This window comes from Bradyrhizobium aeschynomenes (genome assembly GCF_013178945.1).
Classification (GTDB): Bacteria; Pseudomonadota; Alphaproteobacteria; order Rhizobiales; family Xanthobacteraceae; genus Bradyrhizobium; species Bradyrhizobium aeschynomenes.
The window spans coordinates 1-23,707 of the sequence record NZ_JABFDM010000015.1 but is presented as its reverse complement, the minus strand read 5'-3'; the positions used below and the strand labels follow the sequence as shown (position 1 = coordinate 23,707).

General features: G+C 65.3%; 30 protein-coding genes, 1 tRNA gene and 1 pseudogene. 18 read left to right on the top strand and 14 right to left on the bottom strand.

Annotated features, from left to right (window positions below; genetic code table 11):
- The first annotated feature begins 16 nt into the window (after nt 1-16).
- Both HL666_RS30020 and HL666_RS30015 read left to right on the top strand, forming a co-directional pair.
- A complete protein-coding gene (locus HL666_RS30020; protein ID WP_172109082.1) occupies nt 17-403 on the top strand; it encodes an NUDIX hydrolase in 387 nt (128 codons plus the stop codon).
- A 48-nt stretch (nt 404-451) separates the two neighbouring features.
- The gene (locus tag HL666_RS30015; protein ID WP_172109804.1) at nt 452-646 is read left to right on the top strand and encodes a hypothetical protein; all 195 of its coding nucleotides are present in this window, start codon (nt 452-454) and stop codon (nt 644-646) included.
- An 11-nt stretch (nt 647-657) separates the two neighbouring features.
- Here the strand turns inward: HL666_RS30015 and HL666_RS30010 are convergent, their stop codons facing one another.
- The 6 genes and pseudogenes from HL666_RS30010 to HL666_RS34345 all read right to left on the bottom strand — a co-directional run bounded on the left by HL666_RS30010 (nt 658) and on the right by HL666_RS34345 (nt 4,117).
- Entirely contained in the window at nt 658-1,080 is a 423-nt protein-coding gene (locus tag HL666_RS30010) for a group II truncated hemoglobin (RefSeq protein ID WP_172109080.1), read from the bottom strand.
- Nucleotides 1,081-1,230: 150 nt separating this feature from the next.
- Nucleotides 1,231-1,644, bottom strand: coding sequence for a response regulator (locus tag HL666_RS30005; RefSeq protein ID WP_172109078.1), 414 nt, complete (start codon nt 1,642-1,644; stop codon nt 1,231-1,233).
- A 355-nt stretch (nt 1,645-1,999) separates the two neighbouring features.
- On the bottom strand, nt 2,000-2,173 hold the full coding sequence (locus HL666_RS30000; RefSeq protein ID WP_172109076.1) for a hypothetical protein: 174 nt from the start codon (nt 2,171-2,173) through the stop codon (nt 2,000-2,002).
- 224 nt (nt 2,174-2,397) lie between these two features.
- Nucleotides 2,398-2,811, bottom strand: a pseudogene (gene nuoB, locus HL666_RS29995) (NADH-quinone oxidoreductase subunit NuoB); the annotation flags it as partial.
- Between the two features lie 185 nt (nt 2,812-2,996).
- Nucleotides 2,997-3,407, bottom strand: a complete 411-nt coding sequence (locus HL666_RS29990) for a hypothetical protein (protein WP_376698631.1) — start codon at nt 3,405-3,407, stop codon at nt 2,997-2,999.
- Between the two features lie 119 nt (nt 3,408-3,526).
- The gene (locus HL666_RS34345; RefSeq protein ID WP_246741660.1) at nt 3,527-4,117 is read right to left on the bottom strand and encodes a patatin-like phospholipase family protein; all 591 of its coding nucleotides are present in this window, start codon (nt 4,115-4,117) and stop codon (nt 3,527-3,529) included.
- Nucleotides 4,118-4,180: 63 nt separating this feature from the next.
- Between HL666_RS34345 and HL666_RS29980 the strand changes: the two genes are divergently transcribed.
- Both HL666_RS29980 and HL666_RS29975 read left to right on the top strand, forming a co-directional pair.
- Nucleotides 4,181-4,492, top strand: coding sequence for a hypothetical protein (locus HL666_RS29980; RefSeq protein WP_172109074.1), 312 nt, complete (start codon nt 4,181-4,183; stop codon nt 4,490-4,492).
- 281 nt (nt 4,493-4,773) lie between these two features.
- Nucleotides 4,774-5,763 carry a ribonuclease Z gene (locus HL666_RS29975; RefSeq protein ID WP_172185143.1) on the top strand — a complete coding sequence of 330 codons (990 nt, stop codon included), beginning with the start codon at nt 4,774-4,776 and terminating at the stop codon, nt 5,761-5,763.
- A gap of 78 nt (nt 5,764-5,841) precedes the next feature.
- On the opposite strand, the gene HL666_RS29970 is transcribed toward HL666_RS29975, so the two are convergent.
- The 3 genes from HL666_RS29970 to HL666_RS29960 all read right to left on the bottom strand — a co-directional run bounded on the left by HL666_RS29970 (nt 5,842) and on the right by HL666_RS29960 (nt 8,032).
- Complete coding sequence (locus HL666_RS29970; RefSeq protein WP_172185141.1) at nt 5,842-7,182, bottom strand: TROVE domain-containing protein; 1,341 nt, start codon at nt 7,180-7,182, stop codon at nt 5,842-5,844.
- A gap of 173 nt (nt 7,183-7,355) precedes the next feature.
- Nucleotides 7,356-7,430 (bottom strand) — tRNA-OTHER (locus tag HL666_RS29965).
- A 455-nt stretch (nt 7,431-7,885) separates the two neighbouring features.
- Nucleotides 7,886-8,032 carry a hypothetical protein gene (locus tag HL666_RS29960; protein WP_172109068.1) on the bottom strand — a complete coding sequence of 49 codons (147 nt, stop codon included), beginning with the start codon at nt 8,030-8,032 and terminating at the stop codon, nt 7,886-7,888.
- A 535-nt stretch (nt 8,033-8,567) separates the two neighbouring features.
- Between HL666_RS29960 and HL666_RS29955 the strand changes: the two genes are divergently transcribed.
- Entirely contained in the window at nt 8,568-9,650 is a 1,083-nt protein-coding gene (locus tag HL666_RS29955) for an Acg family FMN-binding oxidoreductase (protein WP_172185139.1), read from the top strand.
- A 79-nt stretch (nt 9,651-9,729) separates the two neighbouring features.
- Nucleotides 9,730-9,957: a hypothetical protein gene (locus HL666_RS29950; RefSeq protein WP_172109065.1), complete on the top strand. Its 228-nt coding sequence runs from the start codon at nt 9,730-9,732 to the stop codon at nt 9,955-9,957.
- 2 nt (nt 9,958-9,959) lie between these two features.
- Here the strand turns inward: HL666_RS29950 and HL666_RS29945 are convergent, their stop codons facing one another.
- The gene (locus tag HL666_RS29945; protein ID WP_172109063.1) at nt 9,960-10,319 is read right to left on the bottom strand and encodes a hypothetical protein; all 360 of its coding nucleotides are present in this window, start codon (nt 10,317-10,319) and stop codon (nt 9,960-9,962) included.
- 122 nt (nt 10,320-10,441) lie between these two features.
- On the opposite strand from HL666_RS29945, the gene HL666_RS29940 reads away from it, so the two are divergent.
- Complete coding sequence (locus tag HL666_RS29940; RefSeq protein WP_172185137.1) at nt 10,442-11,146, top strand: glutathione S-transferase family protein; 705 nt, start codon at nt 10,442-10,444, stop codon at nt 11,144-11,146.
- Entirely contained in the window at nt 11,143-12,120 is a 978-nt protein-coding gene (locus HL666_RS29935; RefSeq protein WP_172109058.1) for an oxygenase MpaB family protein, read from the top strand. The genes HL666_RS29940 and HL666_RS29935 overlap by 4 nt, the downstream gene beginning before the upstream one ends.
- Nucleotides 12,121-12,137: 17 nt before the next feature.
- Here the strand turns inward: HL666_RS29935 and HL666_RS34535 are convergent, their stop codons facing one another.
- A complete protein-coding gene (locus HL666_RS34535; protein ID WP_311976658.1) occupies nt 12,138-12,464 on the bottom strand; it encodes a hypothetical protein in 327 nt (108 codons plus the stop codon).
- Here HL666_RS34535 and HL666_RS34530 point away from each other — a divergent pair.
- Nucleotides 12,457-12,696 (top strand): DEAD/DEAH box helicase, encoded by a 240-nt coding sequence (locus HL666_RS34530; RefSeq protein ID WP_311976656.1) that lies wholly within the window; start codon nt 12,457-12,459, stop codon nt 12,694-12,696. The two genes, HL666_RS34535 and HL666_RS34530, sit on opposite strands and share 8 nt — an antisense overlap.
- A gap of 41 nt (nt 12,697-12,737) precedes the next feature.
- Here the strand turns inward: HL666_RS34530 and HL666_RS29925 are convergent, their stop codons facing one another.
- Nucleotides 12,738-12,938, bottom strand: coding sequence for a hypothetical protein (locus HL666_RS29925; protein WP_172185135.1), 201 nt, complete (start codon nt 12,936-12,938; stop codon nt 12,738-12,740).
- 219 nt (nt 12,939-13,157) lie between these two features.
- Here HL666_RS29925 and HL666_RS29920 point away from each other — a divergent pair, with 219 nt between their 5' ends.
- The 9 genes from HL666_RS29920 to HL666_RS29880 all read left to right on the top strand — a co-directional run bounded on the left by HL666_RS29920 (nt 13,158) and on the right by HL666_RS29880 (nt 22,082).
- Nucleotides 13,158-13,514, top strand: a complete 357-nt coding sequence (locus HL666_RS29920) for an ArsC family reductase (RefSeq protein ID WP_172109054.1) — start codon at nt 13,158-13,160, stop codon at nt 13,512-13,514.
- Nucleotides 13,515-13,840: 326 nt separating this feature from the next.
- The gene (locus tag HL666_RS29915) at nt 13,841-14,596 is read left to right on the top strand and encodes an ABC transporter ATP-binding protein (protein WP_172109052.1); all 756 of its coding nucleotides are present in this window, start codon (nt 13,841-13,843) and stop codon (nt 14,594-14,596) included.
- Nucleotides 14,589-15,335 (top strand): ABC transporter ATP-binding protein, encoded by a 747-nt coding sequence (locus tag HL666_RS29910; protein WP_172185133.1) that lies wholly within the window; start codon nt 14,589-14,591, stop codon nt 15,333-15,335. The genes HL666_RS29915 and HL666_RS29910 overlap by 8 nt, the downstream gene beginning before the upstream one ends.
- Before the next feature lie 44 nt (nt 15,336-15,379).
- Nucleotides 15,380-16,603, top strand: a complete 1,224-nt coding sequence (locus HL666_RS29905) for an ABC transporter substrate-binding protein (RefSeq protein ID WP_172109048.1) — start codon at nt 15,380-15,382, stop codon at nt 16,601-16,603.
- Nucleotides 16,604-16,681: 78 nt separating this feature from the next.
- Nucleotides 16,682-17,545: a branched-chain amino acid ABC transporter permease gene (locus HL666_RS29900; RefSeq protein WP_172109046.1), complete on the top strand. Its 864-nt coding sequence runs from the start codon at nt 16,682-16,684 to the stop codon at nt 17,543-17,545.
- 1 nt (nt 17,546) lies between these two features.
- Nucleotides 17,547-18,515, top strand: a complete 969-nt coding sequence (locus tag HL666_RS29895; protein ID WP_172109044.1) for a branched-chain amino acid ABC transporter permease — start codon at nt 17,547-17,549, stop codon at nt 18,513-18,515.
- A 144-nt stretch (nt 18,516-18,659) separates the two neighbouring features.
- Nucleotides 18,660-19,304, top strand: coding sequence for a DUF47 domain-containing protein (locus tag HL666_RS29890; protein ID WP_172109042.1), 645 nt, complete (start codon nt 18,660-18,662; stop codon nt 19,302-19,304).
- Between the two features lie 11 nt (nt 19,305-19,315).
- On the top strand, nt 19,316-20,323 hold the full coding sequence (locus tag HL666_RS29885) for an inorganic phosphate transporter (protein ID WP_172131875.1): 1,008 nt from the start codon (nt 19,316-19,318) through the stop codon (nt 20,321-20,323).
- Between the two features lie 139 nt (nt 20,324-20,462).
- A complete protein-coding gene (locus tag HL666_RS29880; protein ID WP_172185131.1) occupies nt 20,463-22,082 on the top strand; it encodes a peptide chain release factor 3 in 1,620 nt (539 codons plus the stop codon).
- Between the two features lie 137 nt (nt 22,083-22,219).
- Here HL666_RS29880 and HL666_RS29875 read toward each other — a convergent pair whose 3' ends face one another.
- Nucleotides 22,220-22,618: a response regulator transcription factor gene (locus HL666_RS29875; protein ID WP_172131873.1), complete on the bottom strand. Its 399-nt coding sequence runs from the start codon at nt 22,616-22,618 to the stop codon at nt 22,220-22,222.
- Nucleotides 22,615-23,481, bottom strand: a complete 867-nt coding sequence (locus HL666_RS29870) for a S1C family serine protease (RefSeq protein WP_172185129.1) — start codon at nt 23,479-23,481, stop codon at nt 22,615-22,617. The genes HL666_RS29875 and HL666_RS29870 overlap by 4 nt, the downstream gene beginning before the upstream one ends.
- Nucleotides 23,482-23,707: the final 226 nt, after the last annotated feature.

Sequence of the window (23,707 nt, the reverse complement as noted above, 5' to 3'; positions counted from 1 at the left end):
TGAGAGTTCCGGAGACATGACCAAGGCGTCCAAGCTGGTTGCCGCCAAGGGCGGAAAGGTTCTCCTGGTCCGGCGCCGTATCGATGGGCGCTGGATGTTTCCAGGCGGCCGCAAGCGGGCGCGCGAGACCGCGAAGGACTGTCTGAAGCGCGAGATCAAGGAGGAGCTTCCGAAGCTCAAGCTCGGCCGGCTGCGCCTGTGGAAGGAGGTCACCGCCAAGAACAAGCGGTCCGGTCGCAAGATGAGCGACGCGATCTTCATTGCCAAGCACGCCAAGGGCCGGCTCGAGATCGGCGACAAGAAGGAGATCGACCGCGCGGTCTGGCAGAAGCCCTACGGACTGAGCCTGACGCCGACGTCCCGTTACATCCGCGACCGGCTGTTTCCTCGCAAAGCGGACTGAGTGACCGGCCCGCCCGGAACTCCTCGCGATGCCCGGCGTTATCTGAACATGACTTACGAAAGCACAGCCAGACCGCCACGCGTCCTCACGCCTGAAGAGCGTCGGGCGCGCGATGCCATGCGCAGGGCCGATGCCGAGCAGGCCATGCGCGAGCATGAGGAGGCCCAGCGGGCCTTCTACAAGAACCGCGAGCGTCTTCGCGCCGAGCGCTTGGCGCGCGAAGCCGCCGAGAAGCGGGGCTGAGCCCGAGGGGCTCAGCCGGCAGTGCGCGTCCGGAAGGCGTTGGCCATCCGCAGGAACGCCCGATCGAGCAGATCGTACATGTCGCCGGTGATGTCGCAATCGAACATCGCGCGGCGCATGCACGTCATCCACTCGTCGCGCTCGGCGTCGCCGATCGGATAGGGCCGGTGGGCCGACATGATGCAGCGATGCTCGGCGCGCTCGAAATACAGCGCCGGTCCGCCCAGCCAGCCGCTGAGAAACTCGAACAGCAGCTGCTTGATCGGACCGAGGTCGGCATCGTGCATCGCGCGGATGCCGCTCGCGTCGGGCTCCTCGTCCATGATCGTGTAGAAGCGCTCGGCCAGACGTCGCACGCCCGCTTCCCCGCCGATGAGTTCGTAGGGCGTGGCCTCGACCACCGCTGCTTCGCTGGCTGAATTCGCTGCCGTCATTGCATCTCGTTTCCGTTCGCCCCGGACCAGCCAACAGGCGGCGGGCGTGCGGCGCCTTGATCTGCATCAAAGGCGACATGGCGATGGCCGCCGCGCGGCAATGCCGCGGGCGCCGGCAGGAAGAGCACCGGTGAGAGACGCGCGTTCGCGCTAGCGGATGTTGGCTTTGACGAGCCGCTGGCGATCGGTATCGGCGGCGATCTGGCGCAAGGTCTGACGCAGCAGCGCGAGGTCGACCGGCTTGGAGAAGGGCGGGTAGACGTTGAGGCCGAGGATCTTGCCGGCGCGGACGGTGACGTCGCGGGTCTGGTCGTCCGAGCCGCTGATGATCAGGACGGGGGTGCGGGATTTGATGTCGGCGAGGAGTTGCAGCACCTCGGTGCCGGAGCGCTCGCCGAGATTCAGGTCGAGCGTAATGCACTCGAAGTTGCGCCGGCGCAGCACGTTCATGGCGCCGTCCACCGAGTTTACGCCGGTCGTCGCAAAGCCCGCCTGCACAGCGATCTTGCGCAGGATCGACAGATGAACGTCGGCATCTTCGATCACAAGAAGTTCGTTCAGCATGGTCCCCGCGCGGCTGTGTGTCGGCTTCTGATGGACGTAGAGAGCTTAAGAGCAGGTTTCTGAGTTCCACGTAAATTTTCAGTCCCGTAGGATTACGGAAAATTCTGCATTCTGCCGTGCATTATCCAAAGGCTGCCAGGGCGGAGAACGTCTCTCTCTCGGCCTCGAGGTTCTGTCGCTGATTGCTCCGGCGGCGGTGACATCATCGTCCCCTGCAGACGTCAGCGTTCGGCCTCGCGACGCGCATGGCGCCCGAGCTGTGCGGTCGGTTCGCCCTCGGAAAACAGAGGGCGCGGGGAATGCCGGGTGATGGCCTCACCCATGGCCCGCCTGCAGCAAGAAAAGCAGGCGGCAGTCACCACAGGTGCAGCCGGATCAACCCGGCATTCCCCGCGCGATGGTCTTCACGCTTATACGCGATCTCCCCGGTGTCCGGCGTGTTAGCCACCGTCGCCTTCGGGATCATCATCACCCAAAGGCTTGGCATCAGCGTCGGGATGCCAGGACCACGCGATTTCACGTCCGCCAACTGCCGTTCGTCCGCACAGTCACCTGCGCTGCGGCATGTCAGCGGCCACCGCATCCCGCGCCCAACGTCCGTAACGATCGCGAAGCGTCCCTCTCGAGGAGCACGGGATCACGCAGATAGAACACGAATTCCGAAAAATAGAAAGAGAAATATTTTCAAGGACAAGACTGGACAGCGCTGATGTCGTTGAGCTGACAAGCGAAACGAATTTCTGGGCGCATGACGCCGTTACGCGTTCGCCCCGGTGTCGAGATGACGTAGCGCGGCTCCGGCATCTGATCGTAGATCTTGCGGAAGGCCGGCGCCATTCTGTGGGTGAGCGTGCCGGCGACGATGATCACATCCGATTGCCGAGGCGAGGCGCGCGGCGCGAAGCCGAAGCGCTCGGCATCGTAGCGCGGCATCGACATCTGCATCATCTCCACGGCGCAGCAGGCGAGCCCGAAGGTCATCCACATCAACGAGCCGCTGCGCGCCCAGGTGATCAGCTCCTCCGCATTTGCGGTGAAGAATCCCTTGTCGGCGAGATCGTCGCGGACCCCAATGAAATAGGGGTCGGTCGCGTTGTCCGGCTTGCCCTCGCCGGGCCGCAGCGCCAGCGCTCCCGGCGCACCGTCTTGAAACGGGCCACTCGCCATTCCTGCTCTCACGTCGCGCCATGGCGATTCGATGCGCGTGCGGAGCAATCCGCGGTCGCGCGATTCGGTCACCACGATGCGTGCGATCCGCCGTTCCTAAGCGGCGAGGGGCGATGGTGCCGGTTCAGGGCCGTCCGGCTTGGCGATGGAGGCCACCGGCGTGTGACGCGGGCTGCCGGATCCCGTCAGAACGGGCGTCGGCTCGGAAGGACGTTGGAGGAGACCGGCGCGTCGGTCAACGACGGCGAACCGGGCCGGCGCGGATGGCCGCCGGTCTGGCGCCAGTGCTGGATGTGCAGGAGGATGCCGGCCAACAGCAGCGGCGCGACGGCTGAAACAGCCAGGAAGGGTGAGAGCGGTTTCGGGGTGATCATCTCCAGCATCATCTCGCAGACCAGCCAGACCGCCGCTGACACCAGCACGAAGTCGCGAGAGGGAATGCGGAGCCCATACAGGAAGCCGGTGATGAGCACCGCGGGCGCGATGATCGGGCCGATCATGTAGAAATTCAGCTCGGGCGGCGTCAGCGCGTCGAGAATCATGGATGCCAGCAGCCACAGGCTGAAGAACATCACAGCGCCGTCGACGTATCTCATGGGATCACCTCCGCCGCGACATTTTGGCGCAATCTTTGTCCGGTTTATGGCTGTTCCGTCAAGGGCTGTGACCTCGGACGGCGGGTTGAAGCGGCGTTTTTGGGGAATTTCGGCCGTCGTCAAGCATTGGAGGACCGCCGCACGACCTGGATACCGTCGACAGGCGGCGACATCGCCCTGGCCTGCTGCGTGTCGAGGGAACCGGCACGCCAGCGCTCGTCGAGCGCCGCGGCCGAAAGGTCGAGCGACTTTGCGGGTCCGGCCTCCTCGGCGCCCGGACGGTAGGTCGCTCGACAGGTGAATCTCCTCGGTTCCGGCGCGGCCTTGCAGCTGTCTGCAGCAAGCGGGCGTCGAGCGTGTGCTCCGCCTGCCAACAGTCGCTTGAATTGCCGGCGTGCGTCGGGCGCGCTGCCTGTGATCAGAACCGCGGTGATCGCGCCGGCGGAGGCGCCCGTCACGCAATCGAGCCGGCCGCCTCGCGCGACGAAAGCTTCGATGACACCGCCATGATAGGCGCCGAGTCCGAGCCCGCCCGCGAACACCACGCATGGTCGACGGTCATGCGCGTGAGACGAGACGTCCTGAGGGAAACGGTTTGCCGGACCCGGCAACAACAGCCGATCGTGATCGTTCCAACCCTTCGGCCCGGTGGAGCATGGCGCCGGCGCGCGTCGATCACCGGCGCCGCGGCGCCATGGAACGGTGTCCATGCGCCATGCGTTCGACGCTGAACACAGATGATGCTCAGCGGCGAGACAGCCAAGGACTATCAAATGGAACGCACGATCATCGGTCATTTCGCAACGCGCCGTGACGCCGAGCTCGCCGTCGAGCATCTGGTGCAGGATCACGGCATCGCCCGCACCGACGTGTTCGTGCAGGCGCCGGGCACCGCCAACAGCGCCGGCTCGCAAGCCGCCGGCGCCGACGTCGAGAGTGGCCACCCCGGCGTCGACAAGACGGGCGCGCCCGAGCTGGGAGGCGAGATCGAGGTATCCGTCGATTGTCACGGACGGCAGTCGGGCGAGGTGGAGGGCATACTGAAGGAAGCGGGCGCGCGGCGGGTCAGCGCGAAGTCGCTTTGAGGGCCGGCCGGTGCAAGCGCCTCGATCAACGCAAGAACGGGTTGCGCGACGAACGAGCAGGCGGTGAGACGAACGAGCCCGCTCGCTGCCTTCTCGGCAGCTGGACATCGCAGGAAAATCTGGCACATCTGATCGCGGCCATCAGGTGATGGCTGCGAAGGGCGCGCGATCCCTCCGCACGGCTTGGCTTCAATCTGCTCGGCTTTGCGCTGATGAAGGCCGCGCGATGCTTGATTGAGCGATGATGACGGAGGGCTCGTGGAACAGCACGGCAGGGCATCATGAGTGCGTTGGTGCAGCCGCGCCTGATCAACGATGTGTTCGGCGATCCCGGCGTCTATGTCGATTTCAGCTTCGGCCGCCGCGCGATGCTGTTCGACTGCGGCGACCTCGGATCCTTGTCCCATCGCGAGCTGCTGCGCGTCAGCGAGGTGTTCGTCAGCCACCGCCATCTCGATCATTTTTGCGGCTTCGACCGGCTGCTGCGCGTACATCTCGGGCGCATGGGCGCGCTGCGTGTGGTCGGACCTTCCGGCCTGATCGAAGGCGTTGCTGCGAAGCTTGCCGCTTACGACTGGAATCTGCTCGGCGAGGGCTCGCCGGATCTCGTGATCGATGTCGGCGAGTTCGTGTCCAACCGACTTGCCGGCCGCGCACTCTTCCGCGCGCGGCACGCATTCCGCGGCGAGGCGCTGCCGGAGGAGTCCTTCCCGGAGGGCATCGTGTTCGACGATGGCGAACTCAGAATCGAGGCTTGCGCGCTGGAGCACAACATTCCCTCGCTCGGCTTCGCACTGCAGGAAGCCATGCGGATCAATGTCTGGACCGAGGGCCTCGCCACGCTCGGTCTCGACGTCGGTCCGTGGCTCAACATCGCCAAGAGCGCGGCACGACGCGGCGAGGGGGACGACACACCGATCGAGGCGGGCGGTCGCATCCTGCCGCTGGGGCTGCTGTGCGAGCATGTGCTGCGCCGCGGCCCCGGCCAACGCATCGCCTATGTCACCGATGCCGCGTTCACCCCCGAGAACGCCGCTGGGATCGTCGCGCTCGCGCGCAACGCCGATCACCTGTTCATCGAGAGCGCCTTTGCCGACGAAGATGCGGATATTGCGCGGGAGCGGCGGCATCTCACCGCGGCCCAAGCGGGCCGTCTGGCGCGTGAGGCCGGCGCGCGACGCCTGACGACCTTCCATTACTCGCCGCGCTATGTCGACACGCCGGACCGGCTGCGTCGCGAGGCGGAGACGGCGTTCGCTGCGCGCGGATGAGATCGGCGCAGATGTCATCAGTGCTCGTTTTCGAAGTGAGACCCGGGCGCGTCTGTGACGCGTCCGGGCCGGTTGTCGTCAGTGCAGCGTGGCGCCGCGGAGGGTCTGCTCCTGCGCCGCGATCCAGGCGATCACGGCCTCGGAGAAGCCGTCGACCCGCGTCCAGGGGCCGTAACCGACCCCGTGCTGGTACGACGCCACGTTGACCATGGTCCCGCGCGCTTTCGGCGACGGTACCGGATCGTGGCTCTGCTCGTCGGTGAAGACGATCAGGCGGTCGCCCTTGCGGTCGACCTCCTTCACCGCGCGGCCGAGATAGGTCCCGGAATGCGGCTGCGAGTTGATGATCGCATCGCGCAGCGCGAAACCCCGCCGCGGCGGCAGCTTCACGACCTCATCGCTGAACGTGAAGATCTCCACCTCGTCGCAGACCTCGCGGGCGAGGACCGCCAGCCCGCACGCCGCCTCCGCCCGCGTCATCTCCGACTTGGCGGACAGCGTCGCGAACATCGAACCGGACACGTCGATCAGGAGCCGCGTGCGGCCCGGAAGCCGCGCATGGCCCTTGACCGAGCGCAGCATTGCCTGCTCGAGCTCGGGCTCGAAGTTCGGCGCATGCCGGGCCGCCGTGATGAACCGATACGGCAGGACACGGTCCGTCCGCATCGTCTCGATCGCGGCCGCGATCGTCGCGCGCGGCACCCCGGCCTGGCGCATCAGGCGCAGGTTGCGCAGCAGCGCCAGCGCTCCGAGCCGCTTCTCGGCGAGCAGCCGCTCGAAGCTCGCCCGCTTGTCCGCACCCGCCGACAGCGCGACCTCCCAAGTGTCGGGCGAGGGCAGCTCGCCATCGACGAGCTGCTTCCACACCGCCTCCTGGTCCGCGTCCTTGGGCTTGGCGTGCACCAGGAACAGGACGTCGCGCAGCCGCACCGGGCCGTCGCGGTCATACTTCGCGAGCTGATAGGCGTCGAACTTCGCAAACGCCTTCGCCAGCCCCTTCTTGACCTGCGCCGAGACCGGCTGCCGCTTGCGCTGCTGCTGCGGACCCAGAGAATCCGCCCAGTAGATCGCGAGCAGCTCGGTCATCTCGTCCGGCCGCTGGATGATGCGGGCCAGCGTCTCGGCGACCAGCGCGCGGTGCGACGGCAGCCGTGCCATTTCTCGGGCGACGAGCAGCGGCGCGTGGCGCAGCTTCATCTCCTCGCGCGCGCGCACTGCAAGCTGAGCGACCTCGCGCGGTTCGACCTGCGCCACGAGAGCCTTGATCCGATCGGCGATCGCGACCCCGTCCTCGTAGAACTGGTCCTCCCACAACAGGCAGCTCATCAGCGTGCGCTGGAGCGCCTGCACCGGCGCGAGCTGTCGGGATGGCGCACCCTCGTGGGTGAAGGCGCGCAGGAACGTGTTGAGCCTGACCATGGTGGCCTCCTCTGGGTTGATGGATGTTGGATGGAATGGCCGGAGCACCGGCCGACACGCGCGATGCCGTGACATCACACGCGATGGCGACCACGCGCCGGGAACGGGCGAATGCTGAGCTCCGCTCCACTCGCGCGGACCGGATAGTGCTCTGCCGCTGAGCTACCGGCGCATGGAACGCCGGATGGGAGTCGAACCCACGACCTCTCGATTAGCAATCGAAGTATCAGCACTCTTCACCACGGCGCGTGGCAAGGGGGCGGCGGGGACGGGTCGATGCTGTCGCTGCCCTTGTCGGGCGCTCGGTTTCAACGAAGTAACAGACATCTTCACCACCGCCGCGAAAGCGGGACCACGAGCCGGGAACAGGCGACGACTGAGACCCGGTCCCACTTTCGCGGACCGGACAGCGCTCTGACCTCTGAGCTACCGGCGTGCTGCCGGACGGGATTCGAACCCGCGACCTCTGGCGTGGCAAGCGAAGTAACAGTCGTCTTCACCACGGCTCGTGGATGTGGGGCCGTGCAACTCCGCTGTGTCGCCCCGCGTTCGCGCGGACGACGCCGATTGTTAGTTGCGACGGTGCGTTGCTCGGCTGCGAAATGCAGCCGGGCGACGATGTTTGCATGCTGGGGAACGGGCGATCGCGGCAATACGACGATCGAAACGCAGGTTTGGCGTCGGCCTCACCGCAACCCGCGACTCACCCGTCTCGCTTGACGGATTCCACGGTACGATCGATCGAAGGCGGCTCGTCGCCGCATTGGCGCGAAGGATCCGCGATCTTCACCACCAGCAGTTCCGGGCCGCAAGCGGCCGGGAATTCAAATAGCTTGTCTGCGGCGCTCATCGACGCCGCATGGTGCGAGCTCCAAGGAAGCTCGCTCTGTCATCGGTGTCCGGCGCGAACGCCTCGTTCCCTCCGACAGGCCCCGCGCTCTTGGGCACGCGCATCACCTGCGCGAGCCCCGGGATCCGGGTCTCCCGTTCCGGCTGGTCGCCGGGACAATTGTGAGTTCGCCGTGCGAGCCGCTGACGTGAGGGCAACAAAAAACCCTCCGGAGCGGCTGGCTCGGGAGGGTCCGTGTGAACCGGACAATGGATCTTGCGTCAGGCAAGACCGCTCCCCCGAGCATGGCGTGCGCGATCCGACGGCCCGAAGCCGTTGGACGTGCAGATGATGTGTTCGTAGAAGGACATTGGTTCGCTCATGTTCGTCGCGGGTGCAGTCATCCGCAAGGCGGCGGTACCTACGCTCGTTTGTTGTTGCTGTCAACGGCGCATTGCGAGGTATTTTGGTCGAACGTGACGTTGTTGATCTGAAACAACACTTTGGCGCGAGACACGTTTATCCTCGTCGTCATCAGTTCGGCGAGCATGTGATCATGAACCGACGGCAGATCCTGTTAGGAGCAAGCGGCGCGCTGACGGCGGCTGCGCTCGGCGCGGGTGCGTGGCGCTCCGCCACCGGGACGATGTCCGCATACGACGACTACAGCGCGCGGCTGCGCGCGCCGCTGTCGGCGGAGGTCGCCGACGTGATCCGCTACGCGACCTTGGCGGCCAACGGCCACAACACGCAGCCATGGCGCTTCGCCGTGGCGGCCGATGCGATCACGATCACGCCCGATCTGTCGCGACGCACGGCGGTGGTGGATCCCGACGATCATCATCTGTACGTCAGCCTCGGCTGCGCGGCGGCCAACCTTGCGATCGCGGCCGCTGCCAGCGGCCGTCCGGGCGAGGTGATGATCGACGGTCCGATGGTGCGCTACAGCTTCACCGGAGGGCGGCGTGATGACGTCGATCCGCTGCTGTCCGCCATCGTCCGCAGACAGTCGACGCGCGGTGACTATGACGGACGCGAGGTGCCGCCGCGCGATCTCTCGTCCCTGCAGGTCGCGTCAGCGGTGGCCGGTGTCGATCTCGCCATCATCACGGCGCCTGCCGCCATCGCGGCAATCCGCGATCTCGTCATGGCCGGCAACAGCGCACAGATGCGCGACGCCGCGTTCATGCGCGAGCTGAAGGACTGGATCCGCTTCAATCCGCGCAGTGCGATGGCGAGTGGCGACGGCCTGTTTGCTGGAGCCAGCGGCAATCCATCATTGCCGACGGCGCTGGGCAGCCTCGCGTTCGACCGCCTGTTCGACGCATCCGCCGAGAACGACAAATATGCGCGCCAGATCGCGTCCTCTGCGGGGATTGCCGTGTTCGCGGCCGAGCAGGCCGATGCCGCGCACTGGATCAAGGTCGGACAGGCCTGTCAGCGCTTCGCGCTCGAAGCAACGCGGCTCGGGCTCAAGCTTGCCTTCATCAACCAGCCGGTCGAAGTGGCCGCCTTGCGGCCCGAGCTGGCGCGTCTGATCGGGACGACGCGGCGGCCGGATCTCGTGCTGCGCTTCGGCTACGGGCCTGCGCTGCCGTTTTCACCGCGACGTCCGGTCGGTAGCGTGCTGAGTTCCTGAGTCGTTCCTGTCAATCTTGACGGAATCCCGACTCGATGCATTGCTTCTCGACATGTTCGAGAACACCCGATTGGCACGCATGAGCGACGGGCATTATTGCCTGGTGCGCGACCTTGGCCTGGTCAAGGGCGGCAAGGGCATGCGCCATCACGAGGTGGTTGTCGATTTCAGCGCGCGTGGTCTGAAGGTGCTGGCAAAGCAGGGGGCCTCGTCGCTGATGCGCCGCGTCGCGGCCAAGCTCGCCCAGCACGAGGCCACGGCCAAGCTGCCGGCGCTGCTGCGTGTGCGCCTGCGCGAGCCGCAATAGCATCATCGCCTGCTTGGCGTCGCAATCGGTCGCGTCGGCGCGTAGGGACTGTCCGGGTTCACATCGAGCTCGACCTCGGCGACGCAATGTTGCGGGTGGCGATGATTGCGCCCGGAATGCCAGCGGCCCTCGCGCAGCTCGACCTCGCTCATCTCGGCAATGTCGAAACACTTCCACTGTCCGCCTCGCGGCAGGCCGCGGCTCGCGCCACCGGCGAACTGAAATGCGAGCACGCGCTCACGTCCCGCAGTATGACCGAGGATGATAGGGCACAGCGCACGGGCAAATCCACCATACATGCACAACACCTGTCGTCGTGCATGCATCGCCTGCATGATCAGCTGGTAGGTCGGACTTGGCATGCTGACCTTCTGCGCGTTGCAGCCACATAAGGCCCCGGACGTGCGGCCGGTTCCTGACATCTTGCAGCGGCTCGGGATGAACTTAGATTGAAGGCCTCACCGCAACGCGCGAGCAAGCCCTGATGTCCGACCTCTCCAGCTTCCCGATCACCACGCGCTGGCCGGCGCAGCATCCCGACCGCATCCAGCTCTACTCGCTGCCGACGCCCAACGGCGTGAAGGTCTCGATCATGCTGGAGGAGACCGGGCTGGCCTACGAGCCGCACACGATCGATTTCGGCACGGACGACCAGAAGACGCCGGAGTTTCTCTCGCTCAATCCGAACGGCAAGATCCCGGCGATCGTCGATCCCGATGGGCCCGGCGGCAAGCCGCTCGGCCTGTTCGAGTCCGGCGCGATCCTGCAATATCTGGCCGAGAAGACCGGGAAATTCCTCCCCACGGATCCGGCGCGGCGCTGGCAGACCATCCAATGGCTGCACTTCCAGATGGGCGGCATCGGGCCGATGTTCGGCCAGCTCGGCTTCTTCCACAAATTCGCCGGCCGTGAGTACGAAGACAAGCGGCCACTGCAGCGCTACGTCGCCGAGAGCAGGCGGCTGCTCTCGGTGCTCGAGGCGCGGCTCGACGGCCGGCAGTGGATCATGGAGGACGACTACACCATCGCCGACATCGCCACGCTCGGTTGGGTCCGCAATCTGATCGGCTTCTATGGCGCGCGCGAGCTGGTCGTCTTCGATGAACTGAAGCAGGTCAAGGCCTGGCTCGAACGCGGCCTGGCGCGGCCGGCGGTGCAGCGCGGGCTGGAGATCCCCAAACGGCCGTGATCGTCAGCGAGGCCGATTTCCAGCGCTGTCTCGACGAGGTGCTGTCGGCCCCCGCCGTCGCGGGCGATGGCGTGCTTGGACCTGACAGCGTGATGTGGCTTGTGCATCGCGAAGCCGCGCTGTTTCTCGGGGCAGGACGCGCGCTGCTGCTGCAACTCGCCCATCCCTGGGTCGCGGCCGGAATTGCCGAGCAGTCGAAAGTGTTCGCCGATCCGCTCGGCCGCTTCCATCGCACGTTCGGCATCGTCTACACCATGGTGTTCGGCACGCGCGCTCAGGCGGTCGCTGTGGCGCGCCGTCTTCATCGGCGGCACGCTGCGGTCGACGGCGTGATGCCGGAGAGCGTCGGGCCATTCCCGGTCGGCTCGCGCTTTGTCGCCAACGACGTCGATGCGCTGCGCTGGGTGCACGCGACGCTGGTCGAGACGGCGATGATGTCCTACGGCCTGTTGTGTCCGCCGCTCGGTGACGCTGAGCGCGAGCAATATTGGCGCGAGGCGACGCGCTTCGCCGGGCTGTTCGGCATTCCGCACGAGGCGCTGCCGCCGGACTGGGTGTCCTTCAAGGCCTACACGGCCGGGATGATGGCGTCGGATACGCTGACGGTCAGCGCCGCCGCGCGTGACATCGCGCAGCGCATCTTTTCGGGCGAGGCCACATGGATCGGGCCGCCGCGCTGGTTCACGGCGCTGACCGCCGAGATGCTGCCGGAGCGGCTGCGGCTGGCATTTGCACTGCCCTTCGACGAGCGCGATCGCCGCAGCGCGGCGCGAGCTCGAATCTGGCTGCCGCGGGCCTACGCAGCATTGCCGGAGAGATTGCGGACCGTCGGCCCCTATCAGGAAGCCATGGCACGCATCCGCGGCGAACCCTGTCCGTCCCTCACGTGCTTACTGAATCGCGCCTGGATCGGGCAGCCGCTCATGCCGGCTGCGGGCACCGCCGGCATGCCGCGCCCTCCGGCGCATGGCTGACCTCGCGCCGCGGGCTGTCAGTACCAGCCATGAGATGCGGCGGCCCGCCCAGATATCCCCAGGCCGCAGCGCCAGTCCATCCTTCGGCACTGATCGCGGTACATGGATGCTGCGCATGCGCGTCGGCGTGCGCCAGGTTCACCATCCTGCTGCTTCCGATGCTCGAATTGATCGAGCAGCGCTTCGAGGCGGCTGACATCGACTATGAGCTGCTGACCGGCAACACGCGCGACCGCAAGCGTGCGATCGCACCGTTCCAGCGCGGTGACATTCCGGTATTCCCGATCCGCCTGAAAGGCGGGCGGCGTCGGGCTGAACCTGACGGCCGCCGACACGGTGGTCACCCACGATCCCTGGTGGAATCCGGCGGTCCAAGCCCATGCGATCGACCGCGCCCACCTTATCGGCCAGGACAAGAAGGACTTCGTCTATCGGCTCGTGACCGCCGGCACGATCGAGGAGAAGATCGGCGAGTTGAAGCTGCGCAAGCAGACGATCGCCGACCGGTTGTTCGACAATGAAGGCAACATCGGCAAGGCGCTCACCGAGGACGATGTTGCTGCATTGCTATCTTGATCTCGCGTCCGTCGTCACGGCGTGCGTCATCGCATGTGCAATCACGCCACCGCAACGCGCTCGCGGTCGCGTGTCTCTTCGACCCAGGCGTGGGCGGCAAACCATTCATGGTAGGTGCGGCAGTGCGGGCAGTAGGCGCGGGAGAAGAACACGGGCATGCGCTGAAAGCGCTCGGCGTCCATTTCCATCCCTGTCTCGATGCTGCGGCCGGTCTGCGGACAACGGACCATGATCTTGCCCATTCGCGGTCTCCTGTTCGTGGGCCAGATACGCCGGGGATGCGAAGAAAATGTAATGCTCAGCCGACACTTTCGTGGCAAAGGTCGGAGTGAATTCCGACTGCGGAACGGACTGCGGCTGCCGCATCAAAAGCGAGTGAATCGCACTGCAAAATGCGGGGCCGATTGTCGCAACATGAGACAGGCGCCGCGGTCGGACACGATTGGTTGAGGACGCGTGGCATGAGCATCACGATCTACGGAATCAAGAACTGCGACACGATGAAGAAGGCGCGGGCCTGGCTCGATGATCACGGCGTGGCTTACGACTTCCACGACTACAAGGCCGCAGGCATCGAGAAGGCCAAGCTCGAGGCATGGAGCGAGGAGGTCGGCTGGGAGCTGCTGCTCAATCGCGCCGGCACCACGTTCAAGAAATTGCCAGAGGCCGACAAGGAGGGCCTGACCAAGAGCAAGGCGATCGCGCTGATGCTGGCGCAGCCGTCGATGATCAAGCGGCCGGTTCTGGACCTCGGCGGCAAGCGGGTGGTGGGCTTCAAGCCCGACCTCTACGCCAAAGAGGTGAAGACGGCGAAGTAGCAGCGCAGCAGCGGCGAGCACCTTTCGGCTGCGCCGATGAACGGCCGTCGGCGCGCCCGCGAGCTTCCGCCCGGTCCATGCGACGGCGTCGGGCTTGGTTCTATGTATGCGGGAAGTACAGACCCCCCGCAACGCAAGGTCAACCGGCCGGCTTGCGACGCCGTTGCCCAGCTTTCCGCCTTGCCTAACTCCCTCGGTTGACGGCATATTCCGGCGCGAAGCGGCCGCGGGTGGCGACGGGAATCGTCCAGCCATCCGGCAGAGCCGCCTTACAGGAAGAGAAGCGAGGGCCAGGCGCTGACGGCGCCGGCTCGGGGGGAATCTGTTTGGCTGACGAGTTCATTCTCGAGACCCACGGATTGACGAAGGAGTTCGCGGGGTTTTTTGCCGTTCGCGATGTTTCGCTCAAAATTCGCCGGGGCACCATTCACGCGCTGATCGGCCCGAACGGGGCTGGCAAGACGACGTGCTTCAACCTGCTGACCAAGTTCCTACGGCCCTCGGCCGGCACGATTCTCTATAAGGGTCAGGACATTACAGCCGTGGCACCGGCCGACGTGGCGCGCCTCGGCTTGGTTCGTTCGTTCCAGATCTCCGCGGTGTTTCCGCACATGACCGCGCTGGAGAACGTTCGCGTCGCCCTGCAGCGGCAGCATGGCTCGTCATTCGACTTCTGGCGCTCCAAGAGCGTGCTGAACCACTTCAACGGTCGGGCGCTGGAGCTGCTCAACGACGTCGGTCTCAGCGAGTTCGCCAATATTCCGGCAGTCGAAATGCCCTATGGGCGCAAGCGCGCGCTGGAGATTGCGACGACGTTGGCGCTCGATCCGGAGATGATGCTGCTGGACGAGCCGATGGCCGGCATGGGTCACGAGGACATCGACAAGATCGCCGCCCTGATCAAGCGGATCTCGGCCAAGTACACGATCCTGATGGTCGAACATAATCTCAGCGTCGTCGCCAACCTCTCCGACACCATTACCGTGCTGACGCGCGGGCAGGTGCTGACGGAAGGTCCATATTCGGAGCTCTCCAAGGACGAGCGCGTCAAGGAAGCCTATCTGGGAGCCGGACATGCCTGAGGTGATGACGGCCACGACCCCAGGGCAGGCGGCTGCCACCAGCACCATTCTCGAGGTCAAGAATCTCGAGAGCTGGTACGGCGAATCCCACATTCTCCACGGCATGAACTTCAACGTGAATGCCGGCGAGGTGGTCACCCTGCTCGGGCGCAACGGCGCCGGCAAGACCACGACCCTGAAGTCGATCATGGGGATCATCGGCAAACGCACCGGCTCGGTTCAGTTCAACGGCCAGCAGCTGATCCGCATGACCTCCGACAAGATCGCGCGGCTCGGCATCGCACTATGCCCGGAGGAGCGCGGCATCTTCGCAAGCCTCGACGTGCGCGAGAACCTGCTGCTGCCGCCGGTGGTGCGGCCGGGCGGGCTGACGCTCGACCAGATCTTCGAGCTGTTTCCGAACCTGAAAGAGCGCTTGAAGAGCCAGGGCACCAAGCTATCGGGCGGCGAGCAGCAGATGCTGGCGATCGCACGCATCCTGCGTACGGGCGCCAGTTTCCTGATGCTTGACGAGCCGACCGAAGGCCTCGCGCCGGTCATCATCCAGCAGATCGGTCACACCATCGCGCGGCTGAAGAAGGAGGGCTTCACGATCCTCCTGGTCGAGCAGAACTTCCGGTTCGCCTCGACGGTCGCGGACCGCTACTACGTCGTCGAGCATGGCAAGATCATCGATGGATTCGCCAATGCCGATCTGTCCGCCAACATGGACAAGCTGCATACTTATCTCGGCGTCTGACCGGCGTCGGGGCACTGTTTTTGGGACGTTCTGGAAAGTTGGAAATGAAGAGCAGATTCATCGCGTCATTGCTGCTGGGAACGGCGCTCACGGTGGCAGCCGGCAGCATCGCCTCGGCCGGAGACAAGACCGTCAAGATCGGCGCGCTGTCCGATCAGTCCGGTCTGTACTCGGACCTCGGCGGCCCCGGCTCGACCCTCGCGGCGCAGATGGCGATCGAGGATTCCGGCCTCACCGCCAAGGGCTGGAAGATCGATGTGATCTCCGGTGATCACCAGAACAAGCCCGACATCGGCACCTCGATCGCGCGGCAGTGGTTCGACGTGGAGAAGGTCGACGTCGTCGTCGACGTGCCCAACTCCGGCGTGGCGCTGGCGGTGAACAACGTCGTCAAGGAGAAGAACGGCGTCTATATCAATTCGGGCGCGGCCACCTCCGACCTCACCAATGCGCAATGCTCGCCGAACACGGTGCACTGGACCTACGATACCTACATGCTCGCGCACACCACCGGCCAGGCGCTGGTCAAGGCGGGCGGCACGAGCTGGTTCTTCCTGACCGCGGACTATGCCTTTGGCGCGGCGCTGGAGCGCGATACCACGGCTGTGGTGACTGCCAATGGCGGCAAGGTGATCGGCGGCGTCAAGCATCCGCTCAACACCTCCGACTTCTCGTCCTTCCTGCTGCAGGCGCAGTCGTCGAACGCCAAGGTCATCGGTCTTGCCAATGCCGGCGGCGACACCACCAATTCGATCAAGCAGGCGGCCGAGTTCGGCCTCACCAAGGGCGGCCAGAAGCTCGCGGCGCTGCTCTTGTTCCTGACCGACGTCAAATCGATTGGGCTCGACATCGCGCAAGGCCTCAACTTCACCGAGACCTTCTACTGGGACATGAACGATCAGACCCGAGCGTTCTCCGAACGCTTCGCCAAGCGGATGAAGAACGGCGCGCCGCCGACGATGGTGCAGGCCGGCGTCTATGCAGGCCTGTCGCATTACTTCAAGGCGCTGGACGCGCTCGGCGAGAATCCGCATGACGGCATCAAGATCGTCGACAAGATGAAGTCGATGCCGACCGACGATGCGCTGTTCGGGAAGGGCGAGATCCAGCCCAACGGCCGCACCATCCACACCGCCTATCTGTTCGAGGTGAAGAAGCCCGCGGAGTCGAAGGGCCCGTGGGACCTCTATAAGCTGGTCGGCTCGGTGCCGGGCGACCAGGCCTTCACGCCGCTCGACAAGAGCGCGTGCGCCTTGTTGAAGAAGTGAGCCGCAGCAGTCCAGGCGGCTGATGCCGCCGGGGCTGTTGGTCCCTGAGGAAACGCCGAGAGAAAATAGAACAAGACGATGCAGGCCCTCTACGCACAGCTTCTGGTTGGACTGATCAACGGCTCGTTCTACGCGCTGCTCAGTCTCGGGCTTGCCGTCATCTTCGGCATGCTCAACATCATCAACTTCGCCCATGGCGCGCTCTACATGATGGGCGCGTTCTGCGCCTATTTCCTGTTGAACCTCGGCGGCATCGGCTATTGGTGGGCGCTGCTGCTGGCGCCGATCATCGTCGGCATCTTCGGCATGGTCCTCGAGCGCACCATGTTGCAATGGCTGGCCGGGCTCGATCATCTCTACGGCCTGCTGCTGACCTTCGGTCTGGCGCTGATCATCCAGGGCGTGTTCCAGAACTTCTTCGGCTCGTCCGGCCTGCCTTATGCGATTCCCGATCAGCTCCGCGGCGGCATGAATCTCGGGTTCATGTATCTGCCGGTCTATCGCGGCTGGGTCGTTATCTTCTCCCTTGTCGTCTGTCTGGCGACCTGGTTCCTGATCGAGCGGACCCGGCTCGGGGCCTATCTGCGCGCCGCCACGGAGAACCCGACATTGGTGAGGGCGTTCGGCATCAACGTGCCGCGCATGATCACGCTCACCTACGGGCTCGGTGTCGGACTCGCCGCACTCGCGGGCGTGCTGTCGGCACCGATCAACCAGGTCCGTCCGCTGATGGGCGAGAACATGATTATCGTCGTGTTCGCGGTGGTCGTGATCGGCGGCATGGGCTCGATCATGGGCTCCATCATCACCGGCTTTGCTCTCGGCGTGATCGAGGGACTGACCAAATATTTCTATCCCGAGGCTTCCAACACCGTGGTCTTCGTTCTGATGGTCCTGGTGCTGCTGGTGAAGCCGACGGGTCTGACCGGACGGGCGGCCTGACATGACATCGATCACCGACGCGACCCTGCCGATCACCCCGCGCGCGATGCGCGACGAGATGATCGTGTTCGTCATCATGGCGGCGCTGCTCGCCATCGTGCCCTGGACGGGGCTCTACCCGTTCTTCGTCATGCAGGCGCTGTGCTTCGCGCTGCTCGCCTGCGCCTTCAACTTGCTGATCGGCTATGGCGGCCTGCTGTCGTTCGGTCACGCGATGTTCCTCGGCACCGCCGGTTATTGCAGCGCGCACGCACTCAAGGTCTGGGGCCTGCCGCCCGAGCTCGGCATCCTGGTCGGCGTGGCCGGATCATTCGTCCTCTCGGTCGTCGCGGGATACATCTCGATCCGCCGCCAGGGCATCTATTTCGCGATGATCACTTTGGCGCTGTCGCAGCTGCTGTACTTCATCTACCTGCAGGTGCCCTTTACCCATGGTGAGGACGGCATCCAGGGCATTCCGCAGGGCCGGATGTTCGGCATCCTGGATCTGTCCAAGCCGACGGTGCTCTATTACGTCGTGCTGGTTGGTTTCCTGGGCGGCTTCCTGTTGATCTTTCGCACCATCAACTCGCCGTTCGGCGAGGTGTTGAAGTCGATCCGTGAGAACGAGCAGCGTGCGATCTCGCTTGGCTACAAGACCGACCAGTACAAGCTGCTCGCCTTCATCCTGTCGGGGACGCTGGCCGGCTTGGCCGGCGCGTTGAAGGTGTTCGTTGCACAGAACGCCTCGCTGACCGACGTCGAAGTGGCGATGTCGGGTCAGATCGTGCTGATGACCCTGGTCGGCGGCCTCGGAACCGTGTTCGGGCCCGTCGTCGGCGCGTTCGTGATCGTGGGTATGGAGCAATATCTGGCCGGCTTCGGGCAGTGGGTGAAAGTCATCCAGGGCGGCATCTTCGTCGCCTGCGTGCTGACCTTCCGCCGCGGCGTGATCGGGGAACTCGCCCATCTGTTCAAGCGCTCCCTCTAAGTCATTGATTTGCGAGTAATTCCTACGAGATGGCAGAAAGCGGTGGATGATCCGACCGCCGCTTCTGCTGCGGCGAGATCCGGGATATGACAGTTCTGTGACGGGCCGGCCCTGGCCCGTTCCAGAATCGATGGACCTCGTCCCATGTTGCACTGGTTTCGCGCCGTCCTCCCGCGGGAGGAGCGGTTTTTCGATTTGTTCACCCGCCACAACAAGGTGGTGATCCAGGGCGCGCATGCGCTGCAGGACATGCTGCAGGGCGGCGATGACATTCTCGTTCATTGCCAGCGCGTCAGCCAGTTCGAGAACGAGGCCGACAACATCACCAGGGAGGTGCTGACCGCCGTCCGCCGCACCTTCATCACCCCGTTCGATCGCGGCGACATCAAGAACCTGATCACCTCGATGGACGACGCCATCGACCAGATGCAGCAGACGGCCAAGGCCGTGGTGCTGTTCGAGGTGAAGGAGTTCGAGCCGACCATGCGCGAGATGGGCACTTTGCTGGTCGAATGCGCCAATCTGATCGGGAAGGCGCTGCCGCTGCTGCAGGCCATCGGCCAGAACGTGCCGATGATCACCGCGATCACCGAGGAGATGACCAAGCTCGAGGGGCGTGTCGACGATCTCCATGACATCGGCCTGAAGGAGCTGTTCCTCAAGCACCGCAACGCCAACACCATGGACTTCATCGTCGGCGCCGAGATCTACGACCATCTGGAGAAGGTCGCGGACCGCTTCGACGACGTCGCCAACGAGATCAATTCGATCATGATCGAACAGGTCTAGGGGCGCGCGCCGTGGATGCTCATCTCGGCCTTCCGATCCTGGTCGGCCTCATCGGCGTCGCGCTCGCCTTCGACTTCCTGAACGGCTTGCACGATGCCGCCAACTCGATCGCGACCATCGTTTCGACCCGGGTGCTCAGGCCGCAATATGCGGTGTTCTGGGCCGCGTTCTTCAACTTCATCGCTTTCGGCGTATTCGGCCTGCATGTTGCCCAGACCATCGGCACCGGAATCATCGATCCCGCGATCGTCGACGCACAGGTGATCTTTGCCGCGCTGGTCGGCGCCATCGTCTGGAACCTCGTCACCTGGGCGGCCGGCATTCCCTCGTCGAGCTCGCACGCTCTGATCGGCGGGCTGGTGGGGGCAGGGATCGCCAAGGCCGGCATCTCGGCCGCCGTCTGGAGCGGACTGTCGAAGACGCTCCTCGCCATCGTGCTGTCGCCCCTCGTCGGATTGGTGCTGGCGATGATCCTGGTGGCGATCGTGTCCTGGGCCTCGGTGCGATCGACGCCGTTTGCCGTGGACCGCGCCTTCCGCATCCTGCAATTCGCCTCCGCCTCGCTCTACTCGCTCGGCCATGGCGGCAATGACGCCCAGAAGACGATGGGCATCATCGCCGTGCTGTTGTATTCGCAAGGCCATCTCGGCGAGCAGTTCACGGTGCCGTTCTGGGTGGTGCTGTCGTGTCAGGCGGCGATGGCGCTGGGCACCCTGATGGGCGGCTGGCGCATCGTCCGCACCATGGGCCTGCGCATCACCAAACTGAATCCGATGCAGGGCTTCTGTGCCGAGACCGGCGGTGCGATCACCTTGTTCCTGGCCACCTTCCTCGGCGTGCCCGTCTCGACCACTCATACCATCACCGGTGCCATCGTCGGCGTGGGCGCCGCCCGCCGCGCCTCTGCGGTGCGCTGGAACGTCGCCGGATCGATCGTCTACGCTTGGATCTTCACGATTCCGGCCTCCGCGATCGTCTCGGCGCTGACCTTCTGGCTGGTGTCGGTGCTCCGGCACTGATCCGGGGCGGGCGGGGGATGAACTCCCCGGTTGGAGTTGCGGTGCAAAACGCCTATATGGAGGGCGCGCGGCGGCCGTGAGCCCGCGCGTCTCCCGACACATCGCCCGTTCTCTGGCCCGAAACGACGCCTGCCGCCTCATGTCCGACACCACCATCACGACCGAACAGCCCGCCCGCACCGCCTTGTCCGACGAGGTCGCGCGCCGGCGCACCTTTGCCATCATCTCGCATCCGGACGCCGGCAAGACCACGCTGACGGAGAAACTGCTGCTGTTCGGCGGCGCCATCAATCTCGCCGGCCAGGTCAAGGCCAAGGGCGAGCGCCGCAACACCCGTTCGGACTGGATGAAGATCGAGCGCGAGCGCGGCATCTCGGTCGTGACCTCGGTGATGACCTTCGAGTTCGAAGGCCTCGTCTTCAACCTGCTGGACACGCCGGGCCACGAGGACTTCAGCGAGGACACCTACCGTACGCTGACCGCGGTCGACTCCGCCGTCATGGTGATCGACGCCGCCAAAGGCATCGAGGCGCGCACGCGAAAGCTGTTCGAGGTCTGCCGCCTGCGCGACATCCCGATCATCACCTTCATCAACAAGATGGATCGCGAGAGCCGCGACACGTTCGATCTCTTGGACGAGATCGAGAAGACGCTGGCGCTCGACACCACGCCGATGACCTGGCCGGTCGGCCGCGGCCGCGACTTCATCGGCACCTATGATGTTCGCGACGGCGGCGTGCGCCTGCTCGAAGGCGGCGGCGCCAAGACCGGCGCGGCGCAGCAGATCGCGATCTCCGAGCTCGGCAAGCTCAACGCCAATCTCGACATGGGCCAGATCACCGACGAGCTGGAGCTGGTCAAGGAAGCCTGCAAGCCGTTCGAGCTCGATGCGTTCCGCGAGGGCCATCTGACGCCGGTCTATTTCGGCAGCGCGCTACGCAATTTCGGCGTCGGCGATCTGCTCGAAGGCCTCGGCCGCTACGCGCCGTCGCCGCGTGCGCAGGAGTCCAATCTGCGCAAGGTCGATGCCGCCGAGCCGCGCATGAGCGCCTTCGTGTTCAAGATCCAGGCGAACATGGATCCGAACCATCGCGACCGCATCGCGTTCGCGCGGCTGTGCTCGGGCAAGCTCAACCGCGGCATGAAGGCCAAGCTGGTGCGCACCGGCAAGACCATGCCGCTGTCGAGCCCGCAATTCTTCTTCGCCCAGGACCGCTCGGTCGCGGACGAAGCCTTTGCCGGCGACGTCGTCGGCATTCCCAATCACGGCTCGCTTCGCATCGGCGACACGCTGACCGAGGGCGAGGACCTGACCTTCGTCGGCGTGCCGAGCTTCGCACCGGAAATCGTCCGCCGCGTCCGCCTCACCGATGCGATGAAGGCGAAGAAGCTGAAGGAAGCCCTGCAGCAGATGTCGGAGGAGGGCGTCGTGCAGGTGTTCCGCCCGCGCGACGGTGCGCCGGCGCTGGTCGGCGTCGTCGGTCCGCTGCAGCTCGACGTGCTCAAGGCGCGGCTCGACGCCGAATATTCGCTGCCGGTGGAGTTCGAGGTCTCCGAATTCTCGTTGGCCCGCTGGATCTCCTGCGACGACAAGAAGAAGCTGGAAGCGTTCATCGCCTCCAACAATTCCGGTGTCGCCGACGACGTCGATGGCGATCCGGTGTTCCTCGCCAAGAACGAGTTCTATCTCGGCTACACCAAGGAACGCGCAGAAGGCATCGTGTTCTCCAACGTCAAGGACGTGAAGAAGAAGGCGTAGCCGCCCGACACTCCGTCGTCATTCCGGGGCATCGCGCAGCGATGAACCCGGAATCCATCTTGCCTCTTGTTCTGCCGCCCGATGGATTCCGGGTTCGCCCTGCGGGCGCCCCGGAATGACGGTGCGGAGAGATCATCTTAAAGCTCGATGATCCCGCGCCGTGCCGCATGCGCCACCGCATCCGTCCGGCCGGTGGCATCGAGCTTGTCGAGCAGCGAGCCGACGTGGAATTTCGCGGTGTGCACGGAGATGCCGAGGCTGCGCGCGATCTCCTTGTTGGAGCAGCCCTCGGCCATCAGCGCCAGCACGTCGCGCTCGCGCGCGGTGAGCTGAAACGCGTCGCTCGCGGCACCGTCTGGCGTCCGGCGGTCGCTTGCGTCCTCGCTGTTGCGCGTGACCGCCACCTCGGCGTATTCGCCTGATGCGACCAACCGCAATCCGGCGACGCCGCCGAGCAGCGCCGCCAGCCGGTCGGCCAGCTCGGCATCGTCGACCGTGATGGCGATCGTGATCGGCGCGGGTTCGTCCGCGCTCACGCGGGCCGCTCGCCGATGGTCAGTGCCACCTGTAACGGCTCGCCGCCGCGCAGCGCCGCCACCTCGACCACGGCGCCGACGCTATCCGGGCCGAGCTCGCGCATCAGCGCGCGCATGCCTCTGAATGGCTGGTTGTTGAGTGCGGTGATGATATCGCCCTGGCGCAGTCCGGCGACGGCGGCCGGACCAGTCTTGTCGACGCTCATCACCATTGCGCCCAAGCCGTCATCGAGCCTGACCGGCTGCAGCCCGGCGCCGAGATAGCCGCGCGCGATGCGGCCGTGGGTCTCGAGCTTGCCGGCCACCCGGGCGATGGTCGCGGCGGGAATGACGAGCGTGCGGCGCGGCCCGCGTACGGCCATCCCGATCGCGTGTCCCTGCGCGTCGAGCACGAGGCCGCCTTCGGAGCTGTGGCGCAAGCGGGTGTCGAGCTCGACCCTCGCCTCGATGTCGCCGCCGCGCAGGCTACGCCAGGGACCGGCGGATTTCGACACGAGCGCGAGTGCCGCGACCGGCGTGCCCTGGTCGGCGGCCATGATGACGGCGAGCGATCCGAGCGGCGGGACATCGTTTGTGAGCAGCGCAGCCGGCGCGTCCTGACCGCCGAAGCGAAGCAGCGCGATGTCCGTGGTGTGATCGCGCCCGGCGATGGTCGCAGCGCGCGTCGTACCGTCAGCGAATGCGAGTGATACCTCGCCTTCGTCGGCTAGCGCTTCGTCGGCTGTGACCACGAGGCCCGGCTTCCAGATGAAGCCGGAGGCCCGCGAGCGGTGCGAATGAACGGAGACGAGCGAGGGCGCGGCAGCGGCGACGGTCGCGGATATCGCTGACGACAGCGCGGAGAGCGAAGAGAGGTCGGGCATCGATGGCTCCATGGGTCGTAGCCAATGTGGAGCGTCGGACGGGGTTTCGGAACTCCCCGGATGGGCAGGATCAGCCAAAGTCCGGCTGCGTAGCCCGGATGAGCGGAGCGATATCCGGGTTCAAACTCGGAGTTCGTGAGGCCCCGGATGCCGCTCCTTTCATCCGGGCTTCTGTAACGGGCCTTGGTTTGTCAATCCCAATTGCATGTCCTCTCGCCGGGCCCTT

Coding starts and splice junctions, on each gene's coding strand:
- HL666_RS30020 (WP_172109082.1), top strand. CDS start 17: ATGACCAAGGCGTCCAAGCTGGTTGCCGCCAAGGGCGGAAAGGTTCTC.
- HL666_RS30015 (WP_172109804.1), top strand. CDS start 452: ATGACTTACGAAAGCACAGCCAGACCGCCACGCGTCCTCACGCCTGAA.
- HL666_RS30010 (WP_172109080.1), bottom strand. CDS start 1,080: ATGACGGCAGCGAATTCAGCCAGCGAAGCAGCGGTGGTCGAGGCCACG.
- HL666_RS30005 (WP_172109078.1), bottom strand. CDS start 1,644: ATGCTGAACGAACTTCTTGTGATCGAAGATGCCGACGTTCATCTGTCG.
- HL666_RS29990 (WP_376698631.1), bottom strand. CDS start 3,407: ATGAGATACGTCGACGGCGCTGTGATGTTCTTCAGCCTGTGGCTGCTG.
- HL666_RS34345 (WP_246741660.1), bottom strand. CDS start 4,117: ATGGACACCGTTCCATGGCGCCGCGGCGCCGGTGATCGACGCGCGCCG.
- HL666_RS29980 (WP_172109074.1), top strand. CDS start 4,181: ATGGAACGCACGATCATCGGTCATTTCGCAACGCGCCGTGACGCCGAG.
- HL666_RS29975 (WP_172185143.1), top strand. CDS start 4,774: ATGAGTGCGTTGGTGCAGCCGCGCCTGATCAACGATGTGTTCGGCGAT.
- HL666_RS29970 (WP_172185141.1), bottom strand. CDS start 7,182: ATGGTCAGGCTCAACACGTTCCTGCGCGCCTTCACCCACGAGGGTGCG.
- HL666_RS29960 (WP_172109068.1), bottom strand. CDS start 8,032: ATGAGCGCCGCAGACAAGCTATTTGAATTCCCGGCCGCTTGCGGCCCG.
- HL666_RS29955 (WP_172185139.1), top strand. CDS start 8,568: ATGAACCGACGGCAGATCCTGTTAGGAGCAAGCGGCGCGCTGACGGCG.
- HL666_RS29950 (WP_172109065.1), top strand. CDS start 9,730: ATGAGCGACGGGCATTATTGCCTGGTGCGCGACCTTGGCCTGGTCAAG.
- HL666_RS29945 (WP_172109063.1), bottom strand. CDS start 10,319: ATGCCAAGTCCGACCTACCAGCTGATCATGCAGGCGATGCATGCACGA.
- HL666_RS29940 (WP_172185137.1), top strand. CDS start 10,442: ATGTCCGACCTCTCCAGCTTCCCGATCACCACGCGCTGGCCGGCGCAG.
- HL666_RS29925 (WP_172185135.1), bottom strand. CDS start 12,938: ATGGGCAAGATCATGGTCCGTTGTCCGCAGACCGGCCGCAGCATCGAG.
- HL666_RS29920 (WP_172109054.1), top strand. CDS start 13,158: ATGAGCATCACGATCTACGGAATCAAGAACTGCGACACGATGAAGAAG.
- HL666_RS29910 (WP_172185133.1), top strand. CDS start 14,589: ATGCCTGAGGTGATGACGGCCACGACCCCAGGGCAGGCGGCTGCCACC.
- HL666_RS29905 (WP_172109048.1), top strand. CDS start 15,380: ATGAAGAGCAGATTCATCGCGTCATTGCTGCTGGGAACGGCGCTCACG.
- HL666_RS29900 (WP_172109046.1), top strand. CDS start 16,682: ATGCAGGCCCTCTACGCACAGCTTCTGGTTGGACTGATCAACGGCTCG.
- HL666_RS29895 (WP_172109044.1), top strand. CDS start 17,547: ATGACATCGATCACCGACGCGACCCTGCCGATCACCCCGCGCGCGATG.
- HL666_RS29890 (WP_172109042.1), top strand. CDS start 18,660: ATGTTGCACTGGTTTCGCGCCGTCCTCCCGCGGGAGGAGCGGTTTTTC.
- HL666_RS29880 (WP_172185131.1), top strand. CDS start 20,463: ATGTCCGACACCACCATCACGACCGAACAGCCCGCCCGCACCGCCTTG.
- HL666_RS29870 (WP_172185129.1), bottom strand. CDS start 23,481: ATGCCCGACCTCTCTTCGCTCTCCGCGCTGTCGTCAGCGATATCCGCG.